Consider the following 24,572-nt stretch of genomic DNA (forward strand, 5'->3'; position numbering starts at 1 on the left):
AGCTCCATCAGAGCCATTCTGTCGTCGGTCATCGTCATCTCCGTCTCAGGTTTCAGGTGTCGCAACCCGAACCTTCTCCGAAGATCGACGGTGACCGCCAGCGTCGCATGTGGCGACGCCCGCGGATTCCTACACCACGCTATGGGGCACTATCGATCAATTTATTCAGGTTTTGCATCAAGTAGACATTTGATCAGACATTTCAGCGCGAAACTGCACACTGCCGGAAGTCAACTCAACCACATTCAAGCATCGGAAATCCGTCCCGTCAGCGCATGTCCAGAATTCGGGCTACCTGCATACTGCAGCATTTGCACTACGTGCTGAGTGTCCGCCGCGGGCCGCTACTACTAGGACAGGCCAATGGGTTGATTATGGCAGGGCGCCAATGGATGAGGACGCTAATACGCTTGAAAGGGGCGATTGTTTGTCATCTTAGTAAAATGTGGTGTCCGTGCACGAATTTACTGACGGTATTATTAGATGCCAAGTAAACTGCGTCGATGCCCTCAACCGTCGACATCGCGAGTCCACTGTTGAAAGCCGAGCCGCGGTTCGCCTCTTGGCAGGCCCCATTGTGAGGAGGAAAAAGGCGGTATGACCAACCTCGGATGGCATAATCTTCAGAGGTGCGGCTTCTCCCTACCAAAATTGCTCCATCGTGGACAGCGGGGTTCAGCTCAATGGCAGCGTCAATTTGGACATGAAAACTGTCCATAACGCTTGAGGCAATGGGGGGCGCAGGCACCCTCAACATCGCAGCTGTGTGTGGTGGAGCTCCTTCACCTGTGAAAAAACACACGATCAGAGTTGAGTGCGACTGGCGCTCATCGACAGTGGCCAGCATAAGTTGATCAAGATCATCACCATCGTCGCAATCTTGAGTATCCACCATGCTTCACCTTTTGCCTTTTAAAATTATGTCTATTGCCTTGATTGCAGGCGTGACGTCACTGGTCATGCTTATGGTATACTTAGGCGTTTACGGGAATAACGTCGTAGACGACTACTTGTCGATAATGAAATTGGTATCCTACGGCATCACCGGCTTTCCGCTGCTATTCTATCTAGCGTGGCGTTGGGTGCCGCAAGTGCAAGCAGTCATATTCCCCTACTTGGGAGGCGTCTGGGAAGGGTCGCTCACATATGATGGCATAAACGGGAAAGGTGAGCGCAAAATCACGCTGACCATCAATCAAACTCCGTTCCACGTGAGCTTGATCCTTGATAGCGAGGAGTCCGTCTCGAGGACCCTATCCGCTCAAGCAGATCGTGATGCAGGCGCAAACCGAGATCGTGTATATTACGTCTTCCAGAACGAGCGCAAGGAGGGGGCAAAAAACCCCGGCATCAAGTATCGAGGGCTTGCCGTTTTGGGTATTCAGGCTGGCACTCAGCTCACCCTAGCTGCAGATTACTTCACGGAGACCAGAAGTACGGGGCAACTACACCTTTTTACTCAGAAACCTCACCCTTGGTGGAGCCTCTGGAAATAAGTTCACTCTCTTGTGAGACGTCGGGCGATCTTTTGGTTCGGAGGGTGCTGCGTAGAAAACGGCAAGGTCGGGTTCGAGAGAGCTGCGCTGCGGCACCCGTGGCGCAACGTCGGCAATGGACCGCACCCACTTTCTGCGCCTGACTTCGTTCATACGATCACATGACGCGCAACGAATGTCGACTTGGCCTGCTGCCCAGAACAACACCACCAGGCGTCGCCACAGCCAGACATGCAAACGGCCTCGGGTGCTCCCCGAGGCCGTTTCTTGATCATCTCAGCCAAAATGACCTTGTGAGACGGTTAGGTCATGTCGCGTGGCACGCCACATATAAGTAACCCCTTCAGCTCACCCACACTTCGAGTGCCCGCAGCTCGAGCAGGTCATGCAGCCCTCGACCATCATCATCGAGAACTGGCCGCAGGACGGGCACGCCTTGCCGCGGGGCGCGTCGAGGCCGACGACCTTGGCCTGCGGATCGGTCTTGAGACCCATGCCCTCGCCCTCGAGAAAGCCGGTGGCGATCAGGTGACGCTCGATCACGCCGCCGATGGCCGCCAGGATCGACGGGATGTACTTGCCCTGCACCCAGGCGCCGCCGCGCGGGTCGAACACCGCCTTGAGCTCCTCGACCACGAAGGACACGTCACCGCCGCGCCGGAACACCGCCGAGATCATCCGCGTGAGTGCCACGGTCCAGGCGTAGTGCTCCATGTTCTTCGAGTTGATGAAGACCTCGAAGGGGCGGCGATGACCGCCGACGATGATGTCGTTGATCGTCAGGTAGATGGCGTGCTCGCTGTCGGGCCACTTGAGCTTGTAGGTCTGCCCCTCGAGCGCCTGCGGACGGTCCAGCGGCTCGGCCATGTAGATCACGTCGCCATGCGGCTGGTTGGGCTCTGCCGCCGGCGTCGCGACCGCCTCGGGCGCCGCCTTCTTCTCCTCCGACACCGACAGGACCGAGCCGGTCACGTCGTTCGGACGATAGGTGGTGCAGCCCTTGCAGCCGGTCTCGTAGGCCTGCATGTAGACGTCCTTGAACGCCTCGAAGGAGATGTCCTCGGGGCAGTTGATGGTCTTCGAGATCGAACTGTCGATCCATTTCTGCGCCGCCGCCTGCATGCGCACGTGATCCTGCGGATCAAGCGTCTGGGCGTTGACGAAGTAGTCCGGCAGCTCGGCGTCGCCCTTCAGGTCGCGCCACATCTGGACCGCGTAATCGACCACCTCTTCCTCGGTCCGGGTGCCGTCCTTCTGCAGCACCTTGCGCTTGTAGGCATAGGCGAAGACCGGCTCGATGCCCGACGAGACGTTGCCAGCATAGAGCGAGATCGTCCCGGTGGGCGCGATCGAGGTCAGCAGCGCGTTGCGGATGCCGTGGGTGCGGATCGCCTCGCGCACGTCCTCGTCCATGTTCATCATGTTGCCCGAGGCGAGGTACTTCTCGGCGTCGAAGAGCGGGAAGGCGCCCTTCTCTTTCGCCAGCTCGACCGAGGCAAGATAGGAGGCGCGGGCGATGCGGTGCAGCCAGTCCTCGGTCTGGGCGGCGGCCTCCTCGGAGCCGTAGCGCAGCCCCTTCATCAGCAGCGCGTCGGCAAGACCGGTGACGCCAAGGCCGATGCGGCGCTTGTTCTGAGCTTCTTCTTCCTGCTCGGGCAGCGGGAAACGCGAGGCGTCGACCACGTTGTCCATCATGCGCACGGCGGTGGCGACGAGCGTTTCCAGCGCCGCGTCGTCGATCTCGGCCGCGTCGGTGAACGGGTCGGTGACCAGCCGCGCGAGGTTGATCGAGCCCAGCAGGCAGGCACCGTAGGGCGGCAGTGGCTGCTCGCCGCAGGGGTTGGTCGCGGCGATCTGCTCGACATAGTTGAGGTTGTTGGCCTCGTTGATGCGGTCGATGAAGATCACGCCGGGCTCGGCGTAATCATAGGTCGCCTTCATGATCTTGTTCCACAGGTCCCGCGCCTTGACGGTGTGATAGACCTTGCCGTCGAACTTGAGATCCCAGGAGCCGTCCGCCTTCACCGCTTCCATGAACGGATCGGTGACCAGCACCGACAGGTTGAACATGCGCAGCCGCGCGCTGTCGGACTTGGCGGCGATGAACTGCTCCACGTCGGGGTGGTCGCAGCGCATGGTGGCCATCATCGCGCCGCGGCGCGAGCCCGCCGACATGATGGTGCGGCACATGGCGTCCCAGACATCCATGAACGAGAGCGGCCCGGAGGCGTCGGCGGCAACCCCGTGCACGATCGCGCCCTTGGGCCGGATGGTCGAGAAATCGTAGCCGATTCCCCCGCCCTGCTGCATCGTCAGCGCAGCCTCCTTGAGCATGTCGAAGATGCCCGACATGCTGTCCGGCACGGTGCCCATGACGAAGCAGTTGAACAGCGTCACCGAGCGCGCGGTGCCGGCGCCGGCGGTGATGCGGCCTGCGGGGAGGTATTTGAAATCCTCAAGTGCCTCGAAAAACGTCTCTTCCCAGCGCTCGGCGTCTTTCTCGACAGAGGCGAGCGAACGCGCGATGCGGCGCCAGCTGTCCTCGACGCTCATGTCGATCGGGGTACCGTCCGCCTCCTTGAAGCGGTACTTCATGTCCCAGATCTGTTCGGCAATGGGGGCGGCGAAACGGCTCATGGCAGCGGAATCCTCTTTGGCAGAACAGGCCTGATAGCAGGCACGAAGCTAGCACGTCCAGAGCCTTCGAGACAGACTCGCATCGACGTTACGCCACCACTACTTGCAACCGATCCGGGGCAAACTACAATATGCTGCGGCATCTGTGGAGGACTCTGTGGACAAGTTCACGCACCTGATAAAGCTCAGCGCCGGGACCGAAAGCCTCGAGACGCTCGCGGCCTGGCAGGCCAGCCGCGCCGCCCAGACCGAGGACGGCCTGCCGCGCCACGTCACCCGGATGTGGCCGCGCCGCGAGGCCGAGGTGCTGAACGGCGGCAGCATCTACTGGGTCTTCAAGGGTCTGATCCAGTGCCGCCAGCCGATCCTGCGGCTCGATCCGGTGACCGGCTCGGATGGCGTGGAGCGCTGCGCCATCGTGCTGCAGCCGGGGCTGATCCGCGTCACCACGGCGCCGCGGCGACCGTTTCAGGGATGGCGCTACCTCGCCCCGGAGGATGCCCCCCGCGATCTTCCAGCCAACCGCCAGGACGAGGACGCGCTGCCGCCGGAACTGGCCGGTGCGCTGGCCGAGATCGGCGTGCTCTGAGCGGCCACGCTAGCGCCCTGCCCCACGCAGCCAGTACCAGACAAACGCCGGGATCTCGCGCAGCACCGCCCTTGCCTGAGCGCGCACCCGCGCGCCCCGGAGGCCCGGCGCCGCCCCGCGTGCCCTGAGCCCCAGCCGCCGCGCCACCAGCAGCGCTCGCGGCAAGTGATAGGCCTCGCTGACGATCACCACGTCGCGCGCGCCCATCTCTTCCAGAACCGGGAGCGCGAGACGCAGGTTCTCCTCCGTCGTGGTCGACCGGTCCTCCCGGAAGAGCGCCTCCTCCGGCACCCCCGCCTCGCGCGCCAGCCGGCAGATCACCTCGGCCTCGGACGGCGCATGCGCGCCCTCTCCTCCACAGCCGAGGATCGCCCCGACCTCGTCCGACTGCCACAGCGCCACCGCGCGCTTCGCCCGCCGCCGCAGCGTCGGAGACGGCTCGCCGCCCGGCCACACCGCTGCCCCGAGCACCACCGCCACCGGCAGCGCCGACCTCTGCTCTTCTCTACGTCGACAAATACTCAAATCCCGACCATCCCGGCCCTCACCACCACTGGGCACACGCACCGCAGCGCCCGCCCGATCCCGCAGCCACCCCGCGCCCCACCTCCTTCGAGACGCGCCGCGCTCCTGTCTTCTCTACGTCGGTAAATACTCACATCCCGACCGCCCCAAGCAAAAGCACCGCCGGGCAGATGCGCCGGCGGTGCCAGTGACCAGTCAAAGCCCAAGAGCTCAGTTCGGGATCGAGCCGCTCACGCCTTCGACGTAGAAGTTCATGCCCGCCAGCGTGCCGTCATCGGCGACTTCGCCCTCGGCGAGCCAGGCCGAGCCGTCCTGCTTGTTGATCGGGCCGGTGAACGGGTGGTAGGCGCCGGACGCGATGTCGTCCTTCATCTGCGTCACGTGGGCCAGCACGTCCTCGGGGATCGGGCCGGTGAACTCGCCGATGCCGACCATGCCGTCACCAATGCCCTGCCAGGTGTTGTGGCTCTCCCAGGTGCCGTCGAGGACCGCCTGCACGCGCTCGATGTAGTAGGGTGCCCAGTCGTCGATGATCGACGAGATCCGCGGCGTCGGCTTGTACTCGGCCATGTCGGCGGCCTGGCCGAAGCCGTAGGCGCCGGCCTTCTCGAGCACCGCCAGCGGCGCGGTGGAGTCGGTGTGGGCCAGCACCACGTCGGCACCCTGGTCGAGCAACGCCTGCGTTGCGTCGGCTTCCTTGGCCGGGTCGAACCAGGTGTTGAGCCAGACCACGGCGATCTCGACATCGGGGTTGGCCTGCTTGGCGTGCAGGTAGGAGGAGTTGATGCCGCGGATCACTTCCGGGATCGGGAAGGAGCCGATATAGCCGATCTTGTTGGTCTCGGACATCGCGCCGGCAAGATAGCCGGTGATCGCGCGACCCTCGTAAAAGCGCGCCGAGTAGGCCGAGACGTTGTCGGCGGTCTTGTAGCCGGTGGCGTGCTCGAACTTCACGTCAGGGAACTTCTCGGCGACGTTGATGGTGGGGTCCATGTAGCCGAAGGAGGTGGTGAAGATCAGGTCGGCGCCGGACAGCGCCATCTGGGTCAGCACGCGCTCGGCATCGGCGCCCTCGGGCACGCTCTCCTGCTCGATCACCTCGATGGCATCGCCGAAATGCTCCTTCATCTGCATCGCGGATTCGTGGTGGTGCTGCGACCAGCCCCCGTCGTTCACCGGCCCCACATAGACGAAACCGATCTTCGGCACGTCCTGTGCGAAGGCGGTCCCGCCCATCACGAGGCCGAGCGCCGCGGAGGCGGCGAGAAGCGTTCTGCGTTTGATCATTCTTGGTCTCCCATTGGTTTTTCAGTCTTTGTTGGTGTTTCGGTCTGCGTACCCTGCGAAGGGCGCTCCGGGCGCGGCTTCTGCCGCAGCAGTTCCGAGGTGATGATCCCGGCCGGAATGGCGACGATACCCACCCCGATCAGCACCGTGAGCCCAGTGAAGATGCGCCCCCCCGCGGTGATCGGGTAGACATCGCCATACCCCACCGTGCTCAGCGTTGCGAGCGCCCACCACATGCATTTCGGGATCGACCCGAATTTCTCCGGCTGCGCCTCGTGCTCGAAGAAATGGATCCCCACCGACGCCACGAAGAGCACCAGCACCGCCACCGCGGTGAACAGGATCAGCTCCTCGCGCGAGGCGCGCAACGCGTCCTCGAGCCGGCGCGAGGCGCGGCGCAGACGCAGCAGCTTCAGCAGCCGGAACACCCGCATCAGGCGCAGCACGCGCAGGCTCTGGGTCTGCGGTTGCAGAAGCAGCAGCCCCGGAAGCACCGAAAGCAGGTCGACGATACCCCAGAAGCTCAGCGCGTAGCGCCATCGCGACGGCGCCGCCCAGAGCCGCAGAAGGTACTCCCCTGCGAACACTCCGAGGATGGCGAACTCGGCCCAGCCGAGCAGGCGATGGATCAGCGGAGGCAGGCTGTCCATGCTCTCCAGCGTAAGCACCACCGCCGAGAGGATGATCACCCCGTAAAGCCCCCAGAGAATGCGCGCGCCGAAGCGCGGGTCGCGCCCGTCGAGCGCCGCCTGCACCCGCGCCTTGCCCTTCATATGCCTTTCCCTCCCCGGCATCGCGCCTCACGAGCTGGCGTGGAACGGCCGGCCAAGCGAGCCCGGCGCGCCATGCGCCCCGCGCGCCGAGATGACGACCAGCACGAGGATGGTGATCAGGTAGGGCGACATCGACAAGAGTTCGACCGGCACCGTGGTGCCAGCAGCCTGCAGGTTGAGCTGGATCACCGTGACGCCGCCGAACAGGTAGGCCCCCACCAGAACGCCCAGCGGCCGCCACGACGAGAACACCACGATGGCCAGCGCGATCCAGCCGGCGCCGGCGGTCATGCCCTCGGTCCATTGCGGCACCCGCACGAGGCTGACATACGCGCCGCCGAGCCCGGCGCAGGCGCCGCCGAAGGCGATCGCCGCCATGCGCACCCGCACCACCTTGTAGCCCAGCGCGTGGGCGCTCTCGTGATCCTCCCCCACCGCGCGCAGGATCAGGCCGGCGCGGGTGTACTTGAGGAAGGCCCAGACCGCGACGACCAGCGCGAGACTCAGGTAGACGACAAAGTCATGCGAGAACAGCATCCGCCCGAGCACCGGGATGTCGCCCAGCACGGGGATGTCGAGCTTGGGCAGGTTCGGCGCCCGCTGGCCCTCGTAGTTGGAGCCGATCAGCGCCGAGAGGCCCAGCCCCACCAGCGTCAGTCCGAGGCCGGTGGCGACCTGGTTCGACAGGAGGTACTGGGTCAGGAGGCCGAAGCTCAGCGACAGCACCGCCGAGGCGACGGCCGCGCCGAGAAAGCCCAGAAGCGGCGAGCCGGTCGAGACGGCGATGGCAAAGCCCATCACCGCGCCGGTGATCATCATGCCCTCGACCCCGAGGTTCAGCACGCCGGATTTCTCGGTCACCAGCTCGCCGATGGCGGCCAGCAGGATCGGCGTCGCCGAGACCATGATCGAAGCAACGAGAAGAACGGGATCCATCACGCCACCTCCCGTCCGACAAAGCGGATGCGGTAATTCGTGAACACGTCCGTGGCGAGCAGGAAGAACAGCAGCATGCCCTGAAAGAGCTGGATCGATGCGCCGGGCAGGCCCAGCATGAGCTGCGCCAGCTCGCCGCCGATATAGGTCAGCGCCATCAGCAGTCCCGCGAGCAGTATGCCGAACGGGTTGAGCCGTCCGAGAAAGGCAACGATGATCGCGGTGAAGCCATAGCCCGAGCCGAAATCGATGCTGATCTGACCCGCGGGCCCGGTGACCTCGAACAGCCCCGCCATGCCGGCCAGCGCCCCCGAGACGCCAAGGCAAAGCAGCACGATGCGCACCGGGTTCACCCCCGAGAAGCGCGCCGCGCGCGGTGCCTCGCCGGTCAGGCGGATGTTGAAGCCCTGGATGTGGCGCGCCATCAGCACGTAGGCGCCGATCACCGCGATGAAGGCCGCGACCACGCCCCAGTGCATGCCGGTATTGGCGATGAGCTCGTCATTGAACACCGCCGGCCATTGCTTGAAGTTGCGCGAGCCCGGGAAGCCCTGCCCCTCGGGATTGCGCAGCCAGCTCGAGGAGGCCGAGGCGAGGATGTTCTCGGCCACGTAGACCAGCATCAGCGAGACGAGGATCTCGTTGGTGCCGAAGCGCGTCTTGAGCAGTGCCGGGATCATCGCCCAGAGCCAGCCGCCCAGCGCGCCCGCCACCACCATCAGCGGAAACAGCAGCACGCTGTCGGACGGGTAGAAGGCGAGCCCCACCGCGGCGCCGATCACCGCCCCCATGATGTATTGCCCCTCGGCCCCGATGTTCCAGATCCCTGCCCGGAAGCCGACCGAGAGCCCGATGGCAATGAGGATCAGCGGCCCCGCCTTCACCAGCAGCTGCGGCCGCGAATACGAGGCGAATTGCGGGTGAAACAACGGATCCCAGAAGATCGTGCGGATCGCCTCGAGCGGCGGCTTGCCGAGCGCAGCGAACATGATGCCGCCAACGATCATCGTCAGCAGCACGGCCAGCACCGGCGTCAGCGCGGTCCAGAGCGTCGAGGGCTGCGGGCGTTTCTCCAGCCGGATCATGCGCGCGCCTCCGGAAGATTTTTCGCAGGAAAAATCTTCGCGTCCGCCCTCGAGTCACAGAGTTTTCGGACGAAAACTCTGCTGCGGTCAGCGATCCACATGGGCCACCTCCATGTCATGCGCACCGCCCATCATCAGGCCGATCTTCTCGATATCCAGCTCGCTCACCGCGCGGGTCGGCGACAGCCGCCCCTCGTTCAGAGCGCCGAAGCGGTCGGAAATTTCCATCAGCTCGTCCAGATCCTGGCTGATGCAGATGATCGCCGCGCCCTTGGCGGCCAGGTCGAGCAGCGCCTGACGGATCGCCGCCGCCGCCGCCGCATCCACGCCCCATGTGGGCTGGTTCACCACGAAGACATCCGGATCCTGCTGGATCTCGCGGCCGACCACGTATTTCTGCAGGTTGCCGCCCGACAGCGCCCGCGCCGCCGTGCCCGGCCCCGGCGTGCGCACGTCGAAGCGCTCGATCACCTCCTCGGCAAAGCCCGTGGCACGGCCCCAGTCGATGAAGCCGTTCGAGACCAGTCCCTTCCGCCGCGAGGCGGTCAGCACGCCATTCTCGGTCAGGCTCATATTGGGGGCCGCCGCATGTCCGAGACGTTCCTCGGGCCCAGACAGAAGCCCCGCGTCGCGGCGCGCCATAGGCCCGGCCCGGCTGATGTCCTCACCCTTGAACCAGATCGCCCCCTTGGGCGCCAGCCGCTCGCCCGACAGCGCCATCAGCAGCTCGTCCTGCCCGTTGCCGGCGACGCCGCCGATCCCCAGCACTTCGCCCGCGCGGACCTCCAGCGAGACCTCCCGCAGCGGCGTGCCGAAGGCGCCCGGTGCCGGCATCGAGAGCGCGTCGCACTTGAGCAGCACCGCGCCCTTCTCGGCGCTGCGCGCCTCGGGCGTGGCAAAGCTCGAGCCCACCATCATCTCGGCCATCTGCCGCGCGGTGACGTCGCGCGGCGTGCAGGTGCCGACATTCTTGCCCAGCCGCAGGATCGTCGCCTCGTCGCAGAGCGTGCGGATCTCTTCGAGCTTGTGCGAGATATAAAGGATGGACGTGCCCTCCGCCTTCAGCTTGGCCAGCGTCTCGAACAGGATCTCCACCTCCTGCGGCGTCAGCACCGAGGTCGGTTCGTCCATGATCAGGAGCCGCGGGTGCTGCAGCAGGCAGCGGATGATCTCGACCCGCTGGCGCTCGCCCGCCGACAGCGTGCCCACGGTGCGCGAAGGATCGAGCGGCAACCCGTAGGTCTCCGAGACCTCGCGGATCTGCCGCGCCAGATCGCGGGGTTTGGGCGGGTTCTCCATGCCCAGCGCCACGTTCTCGGCCACGTCCAGCGCCTCGAAGAGCGAGAAATGCTGGAACACCATCGCCACGCCCGCCCGGCGCGCGTCCGAGGGCTTGCCCGGCGTGTAGGCGCTGCCGTCGAGCAGCATCTCGCCGCGATCGGGCTTCACCAGGCCGAAGATCATCTTCACCAGCGTCGACTTGCCGGCGCCGTTCTCGCCCAGCAACGCGTGGATCTCGCCTTTCTGGATCTCGAAGGAGACGTCGTCATTGGCCACGACGCCCGGATAGGCCTTGGTCAGGCCCCGGATGCTGAGAAGTGTGTCTGCCACGCCTGTCCATCCCCTGTTTCACGGTTGAGTAGATGCGCAGCCACCCCGATGGCAATGGCCTGCGGGTGCTTGCCGTAGGATTTCTGCCCAATTGGGCAGCAGATGCGCGCGATCCGGGCATCAGGATGACCCAGCGTCGCCAATCGCTTGCGGAACCGGGCCCATTTCGTCTCGGACCCGATCAGCCCGGCAAAGCCGAACCCGTGCTCCAGCAATGCATGGCACAGCGCGAAATCGATCTCGTGGCTGTAGGTCAAGATCAGGTGCTCGGCGCTCTCGGGCGCGTGGCGCACCAGACGCTCCGGCTGCGCCGCCGGCACCACGGTCACCCCCTCGGGCACCTCCTGCGGAAACCGCTCGGGCGCGGTGTCGATCCAGGTGATCGCCAGCTCCGGCAAGGGCGCCAGCGTCGCCACCACGGCGCGTCCCACATGGCCCGCGCCCCAGATCCAGAGCTGCCGCTCGGCCCGTGCCACCGGCTCGACCATCCAGCCCTGCACCAGCTGCGGCTCGGGGCGCACGCCCTGTCCCCGCGCCCGGTCGATGAGCCGCCGCACCGCCAGCGGCATCTCCCCCGGCCCGCGCACGATCACCTCCTGCCCCCCGAGCGCCGCGACCCGCGCGGCATCGAAATGCTCGGTCAGCAGCACCACCGCGCCGCCACAGCACTGCCCCAGAGACGGCCCCAGCGGATGGCGTGTCAGCCCCTCGCGACCCAGCGCCGCCTCCGCCGCCGCCAGCTCGAGCGCGCCGCCACCGATGGTGCCGAACTGCGCCAGGCCACCGCCCTCGGCCCAAACCAGCATCGCCGTGCCCGGGCCGCGTGGCACCGAGCCCGCGACCTCGGCCACGACCACACGCGCCACCCGCCCATGCCGGTCCACCGCGCGGCGCAACGCCTCCAGATCAAAGCTCATCGCGCACCGCCCGGATTGCCTTCAGCACGCGCTCCGGTGTCGCCGGCGCGTCGAGCGCCGGGTAGCGCGTGCCGCAGGCCGCCACCGCGTCCGACAGCGCCAGGAAGGCCGAGATGCCCAGCATGAACGGCGGCTCGCCCACCGCCTTGGAGCGATAGATCGTCTCTTCCTCGTTGCGGCCTTCCCAGAGCGCCACGTTGAAGATCTCGGGCCGGTCGGAACAGGCCGGGATCTTGTAGGTCGAGGGCGCATGGGTGCGCAGCCGCCCGTCCTCGTCCCAGACCAGCTCCTCGGTGGTGAGCCAGCCGGCGCCCTGCACGTAGCCGCCCTCGATCTGGCCGATATCCAGCGCCGGGTTCAGCGAGGCGCCGCAATCGTGCAGGATGTCGGTGCGCAGGATGCGGTACTCGCCGGTCAGCGTGTCGAGCACCACCTCGGTGCAGGCCGCGCCATAGGCGAAGTAGAAGAACGGCCGCCCCTGCCCCTTGATCCGGTCCCACGCGACCTTGGGCGTCTTGTAGAACCCGGTCGACGACAGGCTCACCCGCCCCTCGTAGCAGAGCTTGGCCGCCTGCGCGAAGCTCATCGTCTCGCTTCCGACCGTGACCTCCCCGCCGGCAAAGACCACTTCCGAGGTCTTGGCCTGGAATAGCCCCGCCAGGTGCTCGGCCATGCGGTCGCGGATGGTGTCGCAGGCGGCCTTGACCGCCATGCCGTTCAGGTCCGAGCCCGAGGAGGCGGCGGTGGCCGAGGTGTTGGGCACCTTGGCGGTGTCGGTCGCGGTGATCCGCACCATATCGAGCGGCAGGCCGAACCGCGCCGCCGCCACCTGTGCCACCTTCTGGAACAGCCCCTGCCCCATCTCGGTGCCGCCATGGTTCAGCGCCACCGAACCGTCCTGGTAGACATGCACCAGCGCACCGGCCTGGTTGAGATGGGTGAGCGTGAAGGAGATGCCGAACTTCACCGGCGTCAGCGCGATGCCGCGCTTCAACAGCGGCGTGTGGGCGTTCCACTCCGCCACCGCCGCGCGCCGCGCCGCGTAATCGCAGCTCTCCGCCAGCCGCTCCGTCAGCCCGCCGAGGATGAAATCCTCCACCGGCTGACCGTAATGCGTCACCTGCCCCCACGCCGGAACCGCCGGCGCAGCCCCCTCCGGCACGCTCGAAACCGCCCCGCGCGAGGTCAGGTCCTCTTCCGCGGCAGCCTGTTTCTCCTGGCCGGAAATATCCTCGGGGGGAGGTGCCTGCTCCGCAGGCGCCCGGGGGGCAGACAGCCCCCCGTCCGGGCTCTCGACCGCGCCGACATCGGAGTAATAATTCAACCGCCGGATCTCGAGCGGATCGCGCCCCAGCGCATGGGCCACGTGGTCGAGCACCCGCTCGATCCCCAGCATGCCCTGCGGCCCGCCAAAGCCGCGATAGGCGGTGGCGCTCTGGGTGTTGGTCTTCAGCCGGTGGCTCTCGACCCGCAGGCTGGGAATGTCATAGGCGTTGTCCGAGTGCAGCATGGCCCGGTCCGCAACCGGCAACGACAGATCCTGCGCCCAGCCGCAGCGCGCATATTGCACGAAATCCACCGCCTTGAGGCGCCCGTCGCCGTCGAAACCGGCGCTGTACTCGATACGGAAATCATGGCGCTTGCCGGTGATCACCATGTCATCGTCGCGGTCGTAGCGCATCTTGGCGGGCCGTCCGGTCTCGGCCGCCGCCACCGCGCAGGCAATGGCCAGCGCGTTGCCCTGGCTCTCCTTGCCGCCGAAACCGCCGCCCATGCGCCGGGTCTCGACCCGCACGCCATGCATCGGCAGGTGCAGCGCGTGCGCAACCTTGTGCTGGATCTCGCTCGGGTGCTGGGTCGAGCTGTGCACCAGCAGGTCGCCGTTTTCCTGCGGCAGAACCATGGCGGCCTGCCCTTCGAGGTAGAAATGCTCCTGCCCGCCCATCTCGAGCGTGCCCGAGACCGTGTGCTCCGCCTCGGCCATGGCGGCGTCGGCGTCGCCTTTCTCCCAGATCCGCGGGCCGTCCTCGAAGCGGCTGTCGGCGGCCATCGCCTCGTCGACGGTCAGCACCGCGTCGCGCGGCTGGTAGCTGATCTTCGCCTTGCGCACCGCCTTGCGGGCAGCAAGATGGCTGGTCGCGGCCACCATGAAGACCGGCTGGCCCACGTAATGCACCGAGGCCCCGGAAAGCAGCGGCTCGTCATGCAGCGAGGGAGAACAGTCGCAATCCGAGGGCAGGTCCTTGGCCTCCCAGACCTTCACCACGCCGGGCGCACGGCGCACCTCGGAAAGGTCGATCTCGCGGATCCGGCCCGAGGCGATCTCCGACAGACCGAAGGCCATGTGCAGGCAGTTCGACGGCACGGGGATGTCGTCGATGTAGCGGGCCTTGCCGGTCACATGCAGCGGCGCCGCGTCATGCGGCAGCGGTTTCGTAACGCTCATGCCCGCACCTCCCGGACGTCTGTGGCCGCGCCCATGTCCTCGAGCAGGCAGCGGGTAAGCATGTTGCGCGCCGCGGCGAGCCGGTACTCGGCATTCGCCCGCATGTCCGAAAGCGGCGCGAAATCCTGCTCCCACGCGTCCCACGCGGACACCACCGCCTCGTCATTCCACGGCTTGCCGGTCAGCGCCGCTTCGACCGCGGCGGCGCGCTTGGGGATGCCCGCCATGCCACCAAAGGCGATGCGGGCCGTCACGACCTTGCCGTCCTCGACGGTCACGTTGAACGCGCCGCAGACCGCCGAGATGTCCTGATCGAAACGTTTCGAAAGCTTGTAGACCTTCAGCCGATCGGGCTGGCGCGGGATCGTCACCGCCTCGACGAACTCGCCCGGGTAGCGATCCTGCTTGCCGTACTCGATGAAGAACTCCTCCAGCGCCATCTCGCGCCGCGTGTCGCGGAAGCGCAGGTGCAGCCGCGCGCCCAGCGCGATCAGCGCCGGGGGGTTGTCCCCGATCGGCGAGCCGTTGGCGATGTTGCCGCCGATGGTGGCGGCGGCGCGCACCTGCGCCGAGCCGTAGCGGCGCAGCATCCCGGCATAGCTCGGGTAGTGCTCCCGCATCAGATCGAGCACCCGGTCCATGGTGACGCCGGCCCCGATCCGAATGGCCTCATCCGTGACCTCGATCTGCTGCAGGTCCTCGCAGCGGTTGAGAAAAATCACCTCCGGCAGCTCGCGCAGCTGCTTGGTAACCCAAAGCCCGACATCGGTGGCGCCGGCGACGATGGTGGCCGAGGGGTGCTTGGCCACCAGCTCGGCCAGCTCATCGCTGCTTGAGGGCGAGTGCGCGCTGAGATCGGCGGACGAGACCTGCCCGGCCACCTCGGGAAGCGCGGGCTCTTCCATCCAGTCCGGCACCGGCGCGTCGGCGGCGGCCTCGGCCGCGCGCACGATGGGGGCGTAGCCGGTGCAACGGCAGAGATTGCCCGCCAGCGCGTCATCGAAGTGGGTGTCGCCGACCTTGTGCGCCTTGGCCATCGAGACCACGAATCCCGGCGTGCAGAAGCCGCATTGCGAGCCGTGATGCGTGACCATCGCTTCCTGCACCGGGTGCAGGCTGCCGTCGGGGCCGGCGAGCCCCTCGACGGTGCGCAGCGCCTTGCCATGCAACTGCGGCAGGAACAGGATGCAGGCGTTGAGTGCCCGCGAGCCGTGCGCGTCGGTGACCATCACCGTGCAGGCGCCGCAATCGCCTTCGTTGCAGCCTTCCTTGGTGCCGCTGAGACCACGCTCCTCGCGCAGCCAGTCGAGAGCCGTGCGCGTCGGGGATACGCCGCGCAGCTCCACTCTTTCCCCGTTCAGAAGAAAGCAGATATCCATATGAAGAACCCGCCGCGATACCCCGTCCCTGTCATGCACACCCTCGATGCGGCGTAGAAAGCGTGCGGACCTTTATCGATCCGCTACAGGCTAGGTTCCGGGTTTCCCGCTTGGCAAGAGGAAAATGCCCATTTGAGAGGCAGATGGGCGGAGGGTGCCACCAAACTTGGCGTCACCCTCCAAGGTCGCGCCATCAGCTGGCGCCGGCCTCATCGGGTTGGCGGAAATCGCGAGTGAGGAAGTCGGTGACGCACTGCACCGGCGCGGACTGGCCGACGATGGTGTTGTGATCCGCGTTCTCGAAGATCTCGATTCGACCTTCGGCCCAGACATCCGCCAGCGGCTCGAGATCCTCTGCCGGAGCAGCGTAGTCGTTGCGCGCATGCACGGCGAGCATCGGCTCGGAACGCGTTGCGGCGATGGCACGCCATGGCGCCTCGGCCGGGTACGGGGCGCTCAGACGGACGACCTCGTCGACGAAGCGCTCGAGACAGTCGCCTTCGATGCCGTATTGGGAGCCGCCGAGCCGCAGCAGCTTGCGCTGGTCGAGTGGCGCCGAGATGAGCACCACGCGGCCGCATTCTAGCCCGTCCTCGAGCGCGAAGATCAGACCGTTGGCACTGACGCAATGGGCGATCGCTCCGTCATAGGGGCCATGGGTCCGGGCGCAGTCGTGGATCGCACGGGTGATGTCGGCGATGCTGCACGGGTCCCGATCGGGCTCGATATGGCCCGGAAGCAGCAGCGCATCGACTTCGGCGCCCGCGTTCTGCAGCGCGCGGATCATGCGGCCGAACTGGCGCACATTGCCGTCATGGCCATGCACCAGAAGGATGCGCTGACCGGTGGGCTCGGCCATCGGAGCGTGGCGCAGCACCGCCGCCGCCTCGCCCGAGGGCAGGAACTCGGCCTTGCCCGCACCGCAGAGCCGGGCACGGTCGATATTGGCTGCAGAGCACAGGTAGCGCTTCGCCAGATGCCGGGCGGTCAGGCCCGGTGCCAGCTTCGCCGCAGCCAGAAGCGCCTTGCGGCGGCGCTCGCTGGTCCGGGTCGAGAGGCCCGCGCGCCGCTCGGGCGTTTGGCCGTAGGTCGGCATCTGGCCGGCGCCGGTCTCGGCGAAGGTCATGCCAGTGATGTCGGGAGAATAGGAATCGAGAGCCTTGTCCATTGCCATATGCCGCGCTCGGAAGGGGGAGAAACCCGGACCGTCTATGTAGGACCGCAGCGCAACACAAGGCGCCACGGCAGGGAAGAAGTGTCGTGTCACCCAAAGTCACCAGAAACTGAGGGGAAAATTGGGCAAACTCGCTATCGAAATGTGGTGATTGGGGTGGATTCCGTCCGACCATGGCCCTCACCGAGCGATGCCGCAGGCGCGCGGCGCGAAGACACCGGGGCGTGAGTCGGGTCTTTCGCCGGGCGCGGGCGCGCCATAATGTCGGGCGCATGGCAGATCCCCGATTCATCCACCTCCGCGTTCACACCGAATACTCCCTGCTCGAAGGCGCCATCCGCCTGAAGAAGCTTCCCGGCCTCTGCGAGGCCATGGAGATGCCCGCCGTGGCGGTGACCGACACCAACAACCTGTTCTCGGCGCTCGAGTTCTCGGTGACCGCGAGCGGCGCCGGGGTGCAGCCGATCGTCGGCTGCCAGGTCGATCTGCGCTACGTGCAGCCGGCCCCGGGAGAACGCCCGAAGGCGCCGGCGCCGGTGGTGCTGCTGGCCCAGAACGAGCGCGGCTACGAGAACCTGATGAAGCTCAACTCGTGCCTCTACCTGCGGCGCGACGGCGAGCTGGCACATGTGCTGCTGGACGAGCTCGAAGAGTATGGCGAGGGCGTGATCTGCCTCTCCGGCGGACCAGACGGCCCGGTCGGCCGCCTCCTGCGCGAGAACCACCGCGCCGCGGCGCAGACCCTGCTGACCCGGCTGCACCAGATCTATCAGGACCGGCTCTATGTCGAATTGCAGCGTCATCCCGGCGAGGACGGCCTGCCCGAGGCCGAGCGCCTGACCGAGCGCGGCCACGTGGAGATGGCCTACGAGATGGGCATCCCGCTGGTGGCGACCAACGACGTGTATTTCCCTAAGGAGAACATGTACGAGGCGCATGACGCGATGATCTGCATCGCCGAGGGCGCCTATGTCGACCAGCAGGAGCCGCGCCGGCGGCTGACCCCGCAGCACTACCTCAAGACCCCGCAGGAGATGGCGACGCTCTTCGCCGATTTGCCCGAGGCGCTGGAAAACACCGTCGAGATCGCCAAGCGCTGTGCCTTCATGGCCTACCGCCGCGATCCGATCCTGCCGAAATTCGCAGATGACGAGGTGGTCGAACTGCGCCGTCAGGCCAACGAGGGTCTGCAGAAGCGCCTGTCGGTGATCCCGCACGCGGTGACGGTGGAGAAATACCAGGAGCGGCTCGATTTCGAGCTCGGCATCATCGAGGGCATGGGCTTTCCAGGCTACTTCCTGATCGTTGCCGACTTCATCAAATGGGCCAAGGATCACGACATTCCCGTCGGTCCCGGCCGGGGCTCGGGCGCGGGCTCTCTGGTGGCCTACGCACTGACCATCACCGACCTCGACCCGCTGCGCTATTCGCTGCTGTTCGAGCGCTTCCTCAACCCCGAACGGGTCTCGATGCCGGACTTCGACATCGACTTCTGCATGGACCGCCGAGAAGAGGTGATCCGCTACGTTCAGGAGAAATACGGCCGCGACAAGGTGGGCCAGATCATCACCTTCGGCGCGCTGCTCTCCAAGGCCGCGGTGCGCGACATGGGCCGGGTGCTGCAGATGCCCTACGGCCAGGTCGACCGGCTGTCGAAGATGATCCCCGTGGAGGGCGTGAAGCCTGTCTCGATCGAAAAGGCGCTGCAGGACGAGCCGCGCCTGCGCGAGGAGGCCGAGCGCGAGGAGGTCGTCGACCGGCTGCTGAAATACGGCATGCAGGTCGAGGGGCTGCTGCGCTCCGCCGGCACCCACGCCGCCGGCGTGGTCATCGCCGACCGCCCCACCGACGAGCTGGTGCCGCTCTACCAGGATCCACGCTCGGACATGCCGGCGACCCAGTTCAACATGAAATGGGTGGAACAGGCGGGTCTGGTGAAGTTCGACTTCCTCGGCCTGAAGACGCTCACGGTGATCCAGAACGCCGTCGACCTGATCCTCAAGTCCGGCCGCCCCATCCATGTCGCCGCCGACGGCACCCAGCTCTACGAGCCGGCCGAGGGCGGCGAGAACCAGATGAACCTCATCCCACTGGATGACGACAAGACCTACAAGCTCTACGCCTCGGCCAAGACCGTCGCCGTGTTCCAGGTGGAATCCACCGGCATGATGGACGCGCTCAAGCGCATGAAACCGACCTGCATCGAGGACATCGTGGCCCTCGTGGCGCTCTATCGTCCCGGCCCGATGGAGAACATCCCGGTCTATTGCGAGGTCAAGAACGGCCAGCGCGAGATCACCTCCGTGCACCCCTCGATCGACCACATCCTTGCCGAGACCCAGGGCATCATCGTCTACCAGGAACAGGTGATGCAGATCGCCCAGGAGATGGCGGGCTACTCGCTCGGCGGCGCCGACCTGCTGCGCCGCGCCATGGGCAAGAAGATCAAGGAGGCGATGGACGCCGAGCGCCCGAAGTTCGAGTCCGGCGCCGCCAAGAACGGCGTCGAGAAGAAGAAGGCCACCGAGGTCTTCGACCTGCTCGAGAAATTCGCCAACTACGGCTTCAACAAGTCCCACGCCGCCGCCTACGCGGTGGTGAGCTACCAGACCGCCTGGCTCAAGGCGAACCACCCGGTCGAGTTCATGGCCGGCGTGATGAACTGCGATATCCATCTCACCGAGAAGCTGGCGGTCTATTTCTACGAGACCAAGAAGGGCCTCAAGCTCGACTACATCCCGCCCTGCGTGAACCGGTCCCAGGCGAGCTTTGACGTCGAGGACGGCAAGCTGGTCTATGCGCTCGGCGCGCTGAAGAATGTCGGGCTTGATGCGATGCGGCTGGTGGTCGAGGGGCGCCGCTCCGTGCCCGAGGACCCCAGGAGCCCCGACAAGCCTTTCGTCAACGTCTACGATTTCGCCCGCCGGGTCGATCTCAAGCGCGTCGGCAAGCGGCCGCTCGAGATGATGGCGCGGGCCGGCTGCTTCGACCAGCTCGACCGCAACCGCCGGCGGATCTTCGAATCGCTCGACGCGCTGGTCGCGTATTCCGCCGCGATCCACGAGCAGAAGGCCTCGGCGCAGGTGTCGCTCTTCGGCGAGGCCGGCGACGACCTGCCCGAGCCGCGGCTGTCGCCGGCGCCCGACTGGCTGCCCGCCGAGCGGCTCTCGGAAGAGTTCAAGGCGATCGGCTTCTATCTCTCGGGCCACCCGCTCGACGATTACATGCCGGCGCTCAAGCGTCGCGACGTGCTGACGCTGGACGAGGTCGAGGACAAGGCCCGCGGCGGCGCCTGTATCGCCAAGATGGGCGGCGTGGTGGCGGGCCGGCAGGAGCGCAAGTCGGCCAAGGGCAACCGCTTCGCCTTCGCCCAGCTCTCGGACCCGAGCGGCGCCTACGAGGTGACGATCTTCTCGGACACGCTGGAAAAGGCGCGCGACCTGCTGGAGACCGGCACCAAGGTGGTGGTCACCGTCGAGGCGACGATGGAGTCGGACCAGCTGAAGCTGCTGGCCCGCTCCTTCGGACCGGTCGAGCAGGTCGTGGCCGATGCCGGCGCCGCGGGCATGAAGATCTACATCGAGAATCCCGACACCGTGGCGCAGGTCGCCTCGGTTCTGGGCCGCGCCGCCGAGCAGATGCCGCGCGCCGGGCGCGGCCCGGTGCGGCTGTGCTTCGCAGGCTCCGGCTTGCCGGGTGAGGTCGAGATGGATCTCAGGCAGGAATTCCCCGTCACCCCCGAGATCAAGGGCGCGGTGAAATCGCTCGACGGCGTGATGGCGGTGGAGGATTTCTGAGCCGGACGCCTCACCCCGGCCGCGCGCCGCGCCTCAGTAGTGCGGCGGGCGCTCGTCGCCCATCACCACCGCGCCGACCCCCTCGTCCTGCCGCGCCGCCTCGCGCTCGAGCAGCAGCGCCACACGACGGGTGAGCAGCGCGATGTCGCAGTCCTGACGCGCCACGGTCTCGGAAAGATCATCCACCGCCCGCTCGAGATAGGCGATGCGTTCCTGCAGGCTGTCGGTGTCGCTTGGCATGTCTCCGGCTCCTTTTGTCGCGCCACATAGGCCGCGCCGCTTATGCCGCGCCGCGCGGCTTGGAAAGGGCGTATGGGGGCGCTGCCCCCCCGGCCTGGCGGCCTCCCCCCGGGATATTTTGTGCCAGAAGAAACCAGGGCGGGTGGGGAGCGCGGCGCCCCTGTCTTCTTCTGGCTCTAAATATCCCCGCCGGAGGCACCCGACGCAAGCCGCAGGATGTAACGCCGGGCCGCTGCACACCGCCGGTCGCTTGCCCCCGCACGCGCAAGCGGCTAAGGGGGGCGCGCAATCTGGACGAGCCCGGAGCCCGCCATGGCCAAAGTGAAAAAAGCCCCCCGCCCCAAGGCACAGACGCCGAAGGGCTTCCGCGACTATTTCGGTCCCGAAGTGACCGAGCGCGCCGAGATGCTCGAGGCCATCGCCGGGGTGTATCATCGCTACGGCTTCGATGCGCTGGAATCGAGCGCGGTGGAGACCGTCGAGGCGCTCGGCAAGTTCCTCCCCGATGTCGACCGGCCCAACGAGGGCGTGTTCGCCTGGCAGGACGAGGACGAGAGCTGGATGGCGCTGCGCTACGACCTGACGGCGCCCTTGGCGCGGGTCTATGCCCAGCACCGCAACGACCTGCCCCTGCCCTATCGCCGCTACGCCATGGGCCCGGTCTGGCGCAACGAGAAGCCCGGCCCAGGCCGCTTCCGCCAGTTCTACCAATGCGACGCCGATACCGTGGGCGCCGCGAGCGTCGCGGCGGATGCCGAGATCTGCGCCATGCTGGCCGACACGCTGGAAGTGGTCGGCATTCCGCGCGGCGACTATCTGGTGCGGGTCAACAACCGCAAGGTGCTGAACGGCGTGCTCGAGACCATGGGGCTCGAGGATGACGCGCAGCGCGACGCGGTGCTGCGCACCATCGACAAGTTCGACAAGGTCGGCGAGGCCGGCGTGCGCGAGCTGCTCGGCAAGGGCAGGCTCGATGCCTCGGGCGCCTATATCGACGGCGTGGGCCTGTCGGACGCGCAGGCCGAGCCGGTGGTCGCCTTCCTGACCTCCAAGGGTGCCGATGCCGCCGCCACGGTGGCCAACCTCCGCGCCGCTGTCGGCAGCTCCGAGATCGGGGCCGAGGGGGTCGACGAGCTCGAAGAGATCGGCGCGCTGCTGGCGGCGCAGGGCTATGGCCCCGACCGCATCGAGATCGACCCCAGCGTCGTGCGCGGCCTTGGATATTACACCGGCCCGGTCTTCGAGGCCGAGCTGACCTTCGAGATCTTCGACGAGAAGGGCCGCAAGCGCCAGTTCGGCTCGGTGGCCGGTGGCGGACGCTACGACGATCTCGTCAAGCGCTTCACCGGTCAGGCGGTGCCTGCCACCGGCGTCTCCATCGGCGTCGACCGGCTGCTGGCAGCGCTGCGCGAGAAGGGCCGCATCGGCGGCGCCGTGCAGGGCCCCGTGGTGGTGACGGTGATGGATCGCGACCGCATGGCCGATTACCAGGCCATGGTGGCCGAGCTGCGCAACGCGGGCATCCGTGCCGAGGTCTATCTCGGCAATCCGAAGAATTTCGGCAACCAGCTCAAATATGCCGACAAGCGCAGCTCGCCGGTCGCCGTCATCGAGGGCGGCGACGAGAAGGAGCGCGGCGTGGTGCAGATCAAGGACCTGGTCCTCGGCGCCAAGCTGGCCGAGAGCGCCAGCCTCGAGGAATGGAAGGAGCGCCCCTCGCAATACGAGGTGGCGCGCGGCGATCTGGTCGCCAAGGTGAGAGAGATCCTGAACCAATGGGCGTGACCACCGCGCAGGAACGCGCCGAAGCCGTCCGCCTGCGGGCCCGGTTTCTCGAGGCCGGGGCCGAGAATGTCGACTGCGCCATCCTGCAGCCGGCGGAAACCCTGCTCGACCTTTATGGCGAGGACATCCGCGCCCGCACCTACGTGACCCACGACCCCGCCCGCGGCGAGGTCATGCTGCGGCCCGACTTCACCGTGCCGGTGGTTCAGATGCACATGGAGACCGGCGCCGCGCCGTCGCGCTACACCTATGCCGGCGAGGTCTTTCGCCGCCAGGAAGAGCATCCCGAGCGCGCGCCGGAGTATTTCCAGGTCGGCTTCGAGCTGTTCGCCGATGACGATCCGGCGCAGGCCGATGCCGAGGTCTTCGCGCTTTTCGCCGAGACGCTGGCGCCCTATCGGCTGCGCGCGGTGACCGGCGATATCGGCATCCTGACCGCCGCCGTGGCCGGGCTCGAGACCTCCGAGCGCCGCCGGTCCGCGCTGATGCGCCACATCTGGCGTCCGCGCCGGTTCCGCGCTCTGCTCGACCGCTACTCGGGCCGCAGCCCGGTGCCGCCGTCGCGCAAGGCCTTGCTGGCCGCAGAGAACCCGATGGACACCGCAGCCCCGGCGATCGGCCTGCGTTCGGAGACCGAGGTCGCCGCGCGCATCGCCGCGCTGCGCGAGGACGCCGCCGAAGGCCCGCTCTGCGAGAGCCAGGTGGCGCTGATCGACACGCTGCTGGCGGTGCGCGAGACCTGCTCCTTTGCGTTGGAACAGCTGCATGACATCGCCGTCGACATGCCGGCGCTGCTGCCGGCGGTCGAGCGCTTCGAGCGCCGCTGCGAGGCGCTTGCGGCACGCGGGATCGACGTGGCCACGCTGGAATTCGAGGCAAGCTACGGGCGCAGCTCGATGGAATATTACGACGGCTTCGTCTTCGGCTTCGTGCCCACCGCGCGCCCCGACCTGCCCCCGGTGGCCACCGGGGGGCGCTATGACGCGCTGACCGAGCGGCTGGGCAATGGCCGCGCCGCCCCGGCCGTGGGCGGGGTCATCCGTCCGGGGCTGCTTCTGCAGACGGGAGAGCGGGCATGAGTGTGAAGCTTGGGGTGCCCTCGAAGGGCCGCCTGATGGAGAAGACCTTCGACTGGTTCGGAGCCCGTGGCGTGGGCCTTGCCCGCACTGGCAACGACCGGGAATATGCCGGCGCGGTGGACGGGGTCGAAGGCGTCGACCTGGTGCTGCTCTCGGCAGGAGAGATCCCGCGCGAGCTGGCTGCCGGGCGCATCCACCTTGGCGTCACCGGCACCGATCTCATCCGCGAGAAGCTGGTGCAGTGGGACCAGAAGGTCGAGCCGCTGGCCGAGCTGGGCTTCGGACAGGCCGACCTGATCGTCGCGGTGCCCGCCTGCTGGGTCGATGTCGATACGCTCGACGATCTCGACGCGGCGGCGGCGGCGTTCCGCGCCGAACACGGCTTCCGGATGCGGATCGCCACCAAGTATCACCGGCTGGTGCGCGAGTATCTGCGCCATGGCGGCGTGGCGGATTACCAGCTCGTGGACTCGCAGGGCGCCACCGAGGGCACGGTGAAGAACCTTACCGCCGAGGCGGTGGCCGACATCACCTCGACCGGAGACACGCTGCGGGCCAACCACCTCAAGGTGATCGACGATGAGCCCGTGCTGCGCAGCCAGGCGACGCTGTTCCGCAGCCGCACCGCGAAGCTCGATGAAGACGAGCGCACGGTGCTGCGCACGCTGATGGCAAAGCTCGACGTCTGAAGGGCGCTGGCTCCGCCGCCTTTCATTCTCAGGCACTGCAGATCGAGGCGGGCTTGAATCCGCGCAGGCGGCGCTCGGAGCTTTGCCGAGGCCACTTCTCGCCAATTCTCTGGGCCATCCCTGCCCC

At 66.9% G+C, this 24,572-nt stretch carries 19 protein-coding genes; 6 read left to right on the plus strand and 13 right to left on the minus strand.

Annotated features, from left to right (window positions below; translation table 11 throughout):
* Window positions 1-430 precede the first annotated feature (430 nt).
* Window positions 431-895 (minus strand): hypothetical protein, encoded by a 465-nt coding sequence (locus JF542_RS12010; RefSeq protein WP_207076022.1) that lies wholly within the window; start codon window positions 893-895, stop codon window positions 431-433.
* Between JF542_RS12010 and JF542_RS12015 the strand changes: the two genes are divergently transcribed.
* Window positions 894-1,496: a Cap15 family cyclic dinucleotide receptor domain-containing protein gene (locus JF542_RS12015; RefSeq protein ID WP_207076023.1), complete on the plus strand. Its 603-nt coding sequence runs from the start codon at window positions 894-896 to the stop codon at window positions 1,494-1,496. The two genes, JF542_RS12010 and JF542_RS12015, sit on opposite strands and share 2 nt — an antisense overlap.
* A 348-nt stretch (window positions 1,497-1,844) precedes the next feature.
* Here JF542_RS12015 and JF542_RS12020 read toward each other — a convergent pair whose 3' ends face one another.
* The gene (locus JF542_RS12020; protein ID WP_007793162.1) at window positions 1,845-4,133 is read right to left on the minus strand and encodes an adenosylcobalamin-dependent ribonucleoside-diphosphate reductase; all 2,289 of its coding nucleotides are present in this window, start codon (window positions 4,131-4,133) and stop codon (window positions 1,845-1,847) included.
* Window positions 4,134-4,290: 157 nt separating this feature from the next.
* Between JF542_RS12020 and JF542_RS12025 the strand changes: the two genes are divergently transcribed.
* Window positions 4,291-4,722 carry a DUF1489 family protein gene (locus JF542_RS12025; RefSeq protein ID WP_007793165.1) on the plus strand — a complete coding sequence of 144 codons (432 nt, stop codon included), beginning with the start codon at window positions 4,291-4,293 and terminating at the stop codon, window positions 4,720-4,722.
* 9 nt (window positions 4,723-4,731) lie between these two features.
* Here the strand turns inward: JF542_RS12025 and JF542_RS12030 are convergent, their stop codons facing one another.
* The 10 genes from JF542_RS12030 to JF542_RS12075 all read right to left on the minus strand — a co-directional run bounded on the left by JF542_RS12030 (window position 4,732) and on the right by JF542_RS12075 (window position 16,849).
* Window positions 4,732-5,247: a YdcF family protein gene (locus tag JF542_RS12030; RefSeq protein ID WP_242533729.1), complete on the minus strand. Its 516-nt coding sequence runs from the start codon at window positions 5,245-5,247 to the stop codon at window positions 4,732-4,734.
* Window positions 5,248-5,457: 210 nt separating this feature from the next.
* A complete protein-coding gene (locus JF542_RS12035; protein WP_007793173.1) occupies window positions 5,458-6,534 on the minus strand; it encodes a BMP family ABC transporter substrate-binding protein in 1,077 nt (358 codons plus the stop codon).
* On the minus strand, window positions 6,531-7,307 hold the full coding sequence (locus tag JF542_RS12040; RefSeq protein ID WP_242533730.1) for an ion transporter: 777 nt from the start codon (window positions 7,305-7,307) through the stop codon (window positions 6,531-6,533). The genes JF542_RS12035 and JF542_RS12040 overlap by 4 nt, the downstream gene beginning before the upstream one ends.
* 27 nt (window positions 7,308-7,334) lie before the next feature.
* Window positions 7,335-8,243 (minus strand): ABC transporter permease, encoded by a 909-nt coding sequence (locus tag JF542_RS12045; protein WP_207076024.1) that lies wholly within the window; start codon window positions 8,241-8,243, stop codon window positions 7,335-7,337.
* On the minus strand, window positions 8,243-9,328 hold the full coding sequence (locus JF542_RS12050; RefSeq protein ID WP_007793181.1) for an ABC transporter permease: 1,086 nt from the start codon (window positions 9,326-9,328) through the stop codon (window positions 8,243-8,245). The genes JF542_RS12045 and JF542_RS12050 overlap by 1 nt, the downstream gene beginning before the upstream one ends.
* 87 nt (window positions 9,329-9,415) lie before the next feature.
* Complete coding sequence (locus JF542_RS12055) at window positions 9,416-10,939, minus strand: ATP-binding cassette domain-containing protein (protein WP_207076025.1); 1,524 nt, start codon at window positions 10,937-10,939, stop codon at window positions 9,416-9,418.
* Complete coding sequence (gene xdhC, locus JF542_RS12060; RefSeq protein ID WP_207076026.1) at window positions 10,906-11,856, minus strand: xanthine dehydrogenase accessory protein XdhC; 951 nt, start codon at window positions 11,854-11,856, stop codon at window positions 10,906-10,908. The genes JF542_RS12055 and xdhC overlap by 34 nt, the downstream gene beginning before the upstream one ends.
* Window positions 11,846-14,302 (minus strand): xanthine dehydrogenase molybdopterin binding subunit, encoded by a 2,457-nt coding sequence (locus JF542_RS12065; RefSeq protein ID WP_207076027.1) that lies wholly within the window; start codon window positions 14,300-14,302, stop codon window positions 11,846-11,848. The genes xdhC and JF542_RS12065 overlap by 11 nt, the downstream gene beginning before the upstream one ends.
* Window positions 14,299-15,681 carry a xanthine dehydrogenase small subunit gene (gene xdhA / locus JF542_RS12070; protein ID WP_207076028.1) on the minus strand — a complete coding sequence of 461 codons (1,383 nt, stop codon included), beginning with the start codon at window positions 15,679-15,681 and terminating at the stop codon, window positions 14,299-14,301. Before xdhA ends, JF542_RS12065 begins: the two co-directional genes overlap by 4 nt.
* A 193-nt stretch (window positions 15,682-15,874) precedes the next feature.
* Window positions 15,875-16,849, minus strand: a complete 975-nt coding sequence (locus JF542_RS12075; protein ID WP_207076029.1) for an alpha/beta hydrolase — start codon at window positions 16,847-16,849, stop codon at window positions 15,875-15,877.
* Between the two features lie 278 nt (window positions 16,850-17,127).
* Between JF542_RS12075 and dnaE the strand changes: the two genes are divergently transcribed.
* Window positions 17,128-20,652, plus strand: a complete 3,525-nt coding sequence (dnaE, locus tag JF542_RS12080; RefSeq protein ID WP_207076030.1) for a DNA polymerase III subunit alpha — start codon at window positions 17,128-17,130, stop codon at window positions 20,650-20,652.
* A gap of 33 nt (window positions 20,653-20,685) precedes the next feature.
* Here the strand turns inward: dnaE and JF542_RS12085 are convergent, their stop codons facing one another.
* On the minus strand, window positions 20,686-20,892 hold the full coding sequence (locus JF542_RS12085; RefSeq protein ID WP_207076031.1) for a SlyX family protein: 207 nt from the start codon (window positions 20,890-20,892) through the stop codon (window positions 20,686-20,688).
* Between the two features lie 312 nt (window positions 20,893-21,204).
* Between JF542_RS12085 and hisS the strand changes: the two genes are divergently transcribed.
* The 3 genes from hisS to hisG are packed head-to-tail and all read left to right on the plus strand — an operon-like array spanning window position 21,205 to window position 24,445.
* Entirely contained in the window at window positions 21,205-22,677 is a 1,473-nt protein-coding gene (gene hisS / locus JF542_RS12090; protein WP_207076032.1) for a histidine--tRNA ligase, read from the plus strand.
* Window positions 22,668-23,756, plus strand: coding sequence for an ATP phosphoribosyltransferase regulatory subunit (locus JF542_RS12095; RefSeq protein ID WP_207076033.1), 1,089 nt, complete (start codon window positions 22,668-22,670; stop codon window positions 23,754-23,756). Before hisS ends, JF542_RS12095 begins: the two co-directional genes overlap by 10 nt.
* On the plus strand, window positions 23,753-24,445 hold the full coding sequence (gene hisG / locus JF542_RS12100; RefSeq protein WP_007793209.1) for an ATP phosphoribosyltransferase: 693 nt from the start codon (window positions 23,753-23,755) through the stop codon (window positions 24,443-24,445). Before JF542_RS12095 ends, hisG begins: the two co-directional genes overlap by 4 nt.
* Window positions 24,446-24,572 lie beyond the last annotated feature (127 nt).

Source organism: Salipiger bermudensis (genome assembly GCF_017309175.1).
GTDB lineage: Bacteria > Pseudomonadota > Alphaproteobacteria > Rhodobacterales > Rhodobacteraceae > Salipiger > Salipiger bermudensis.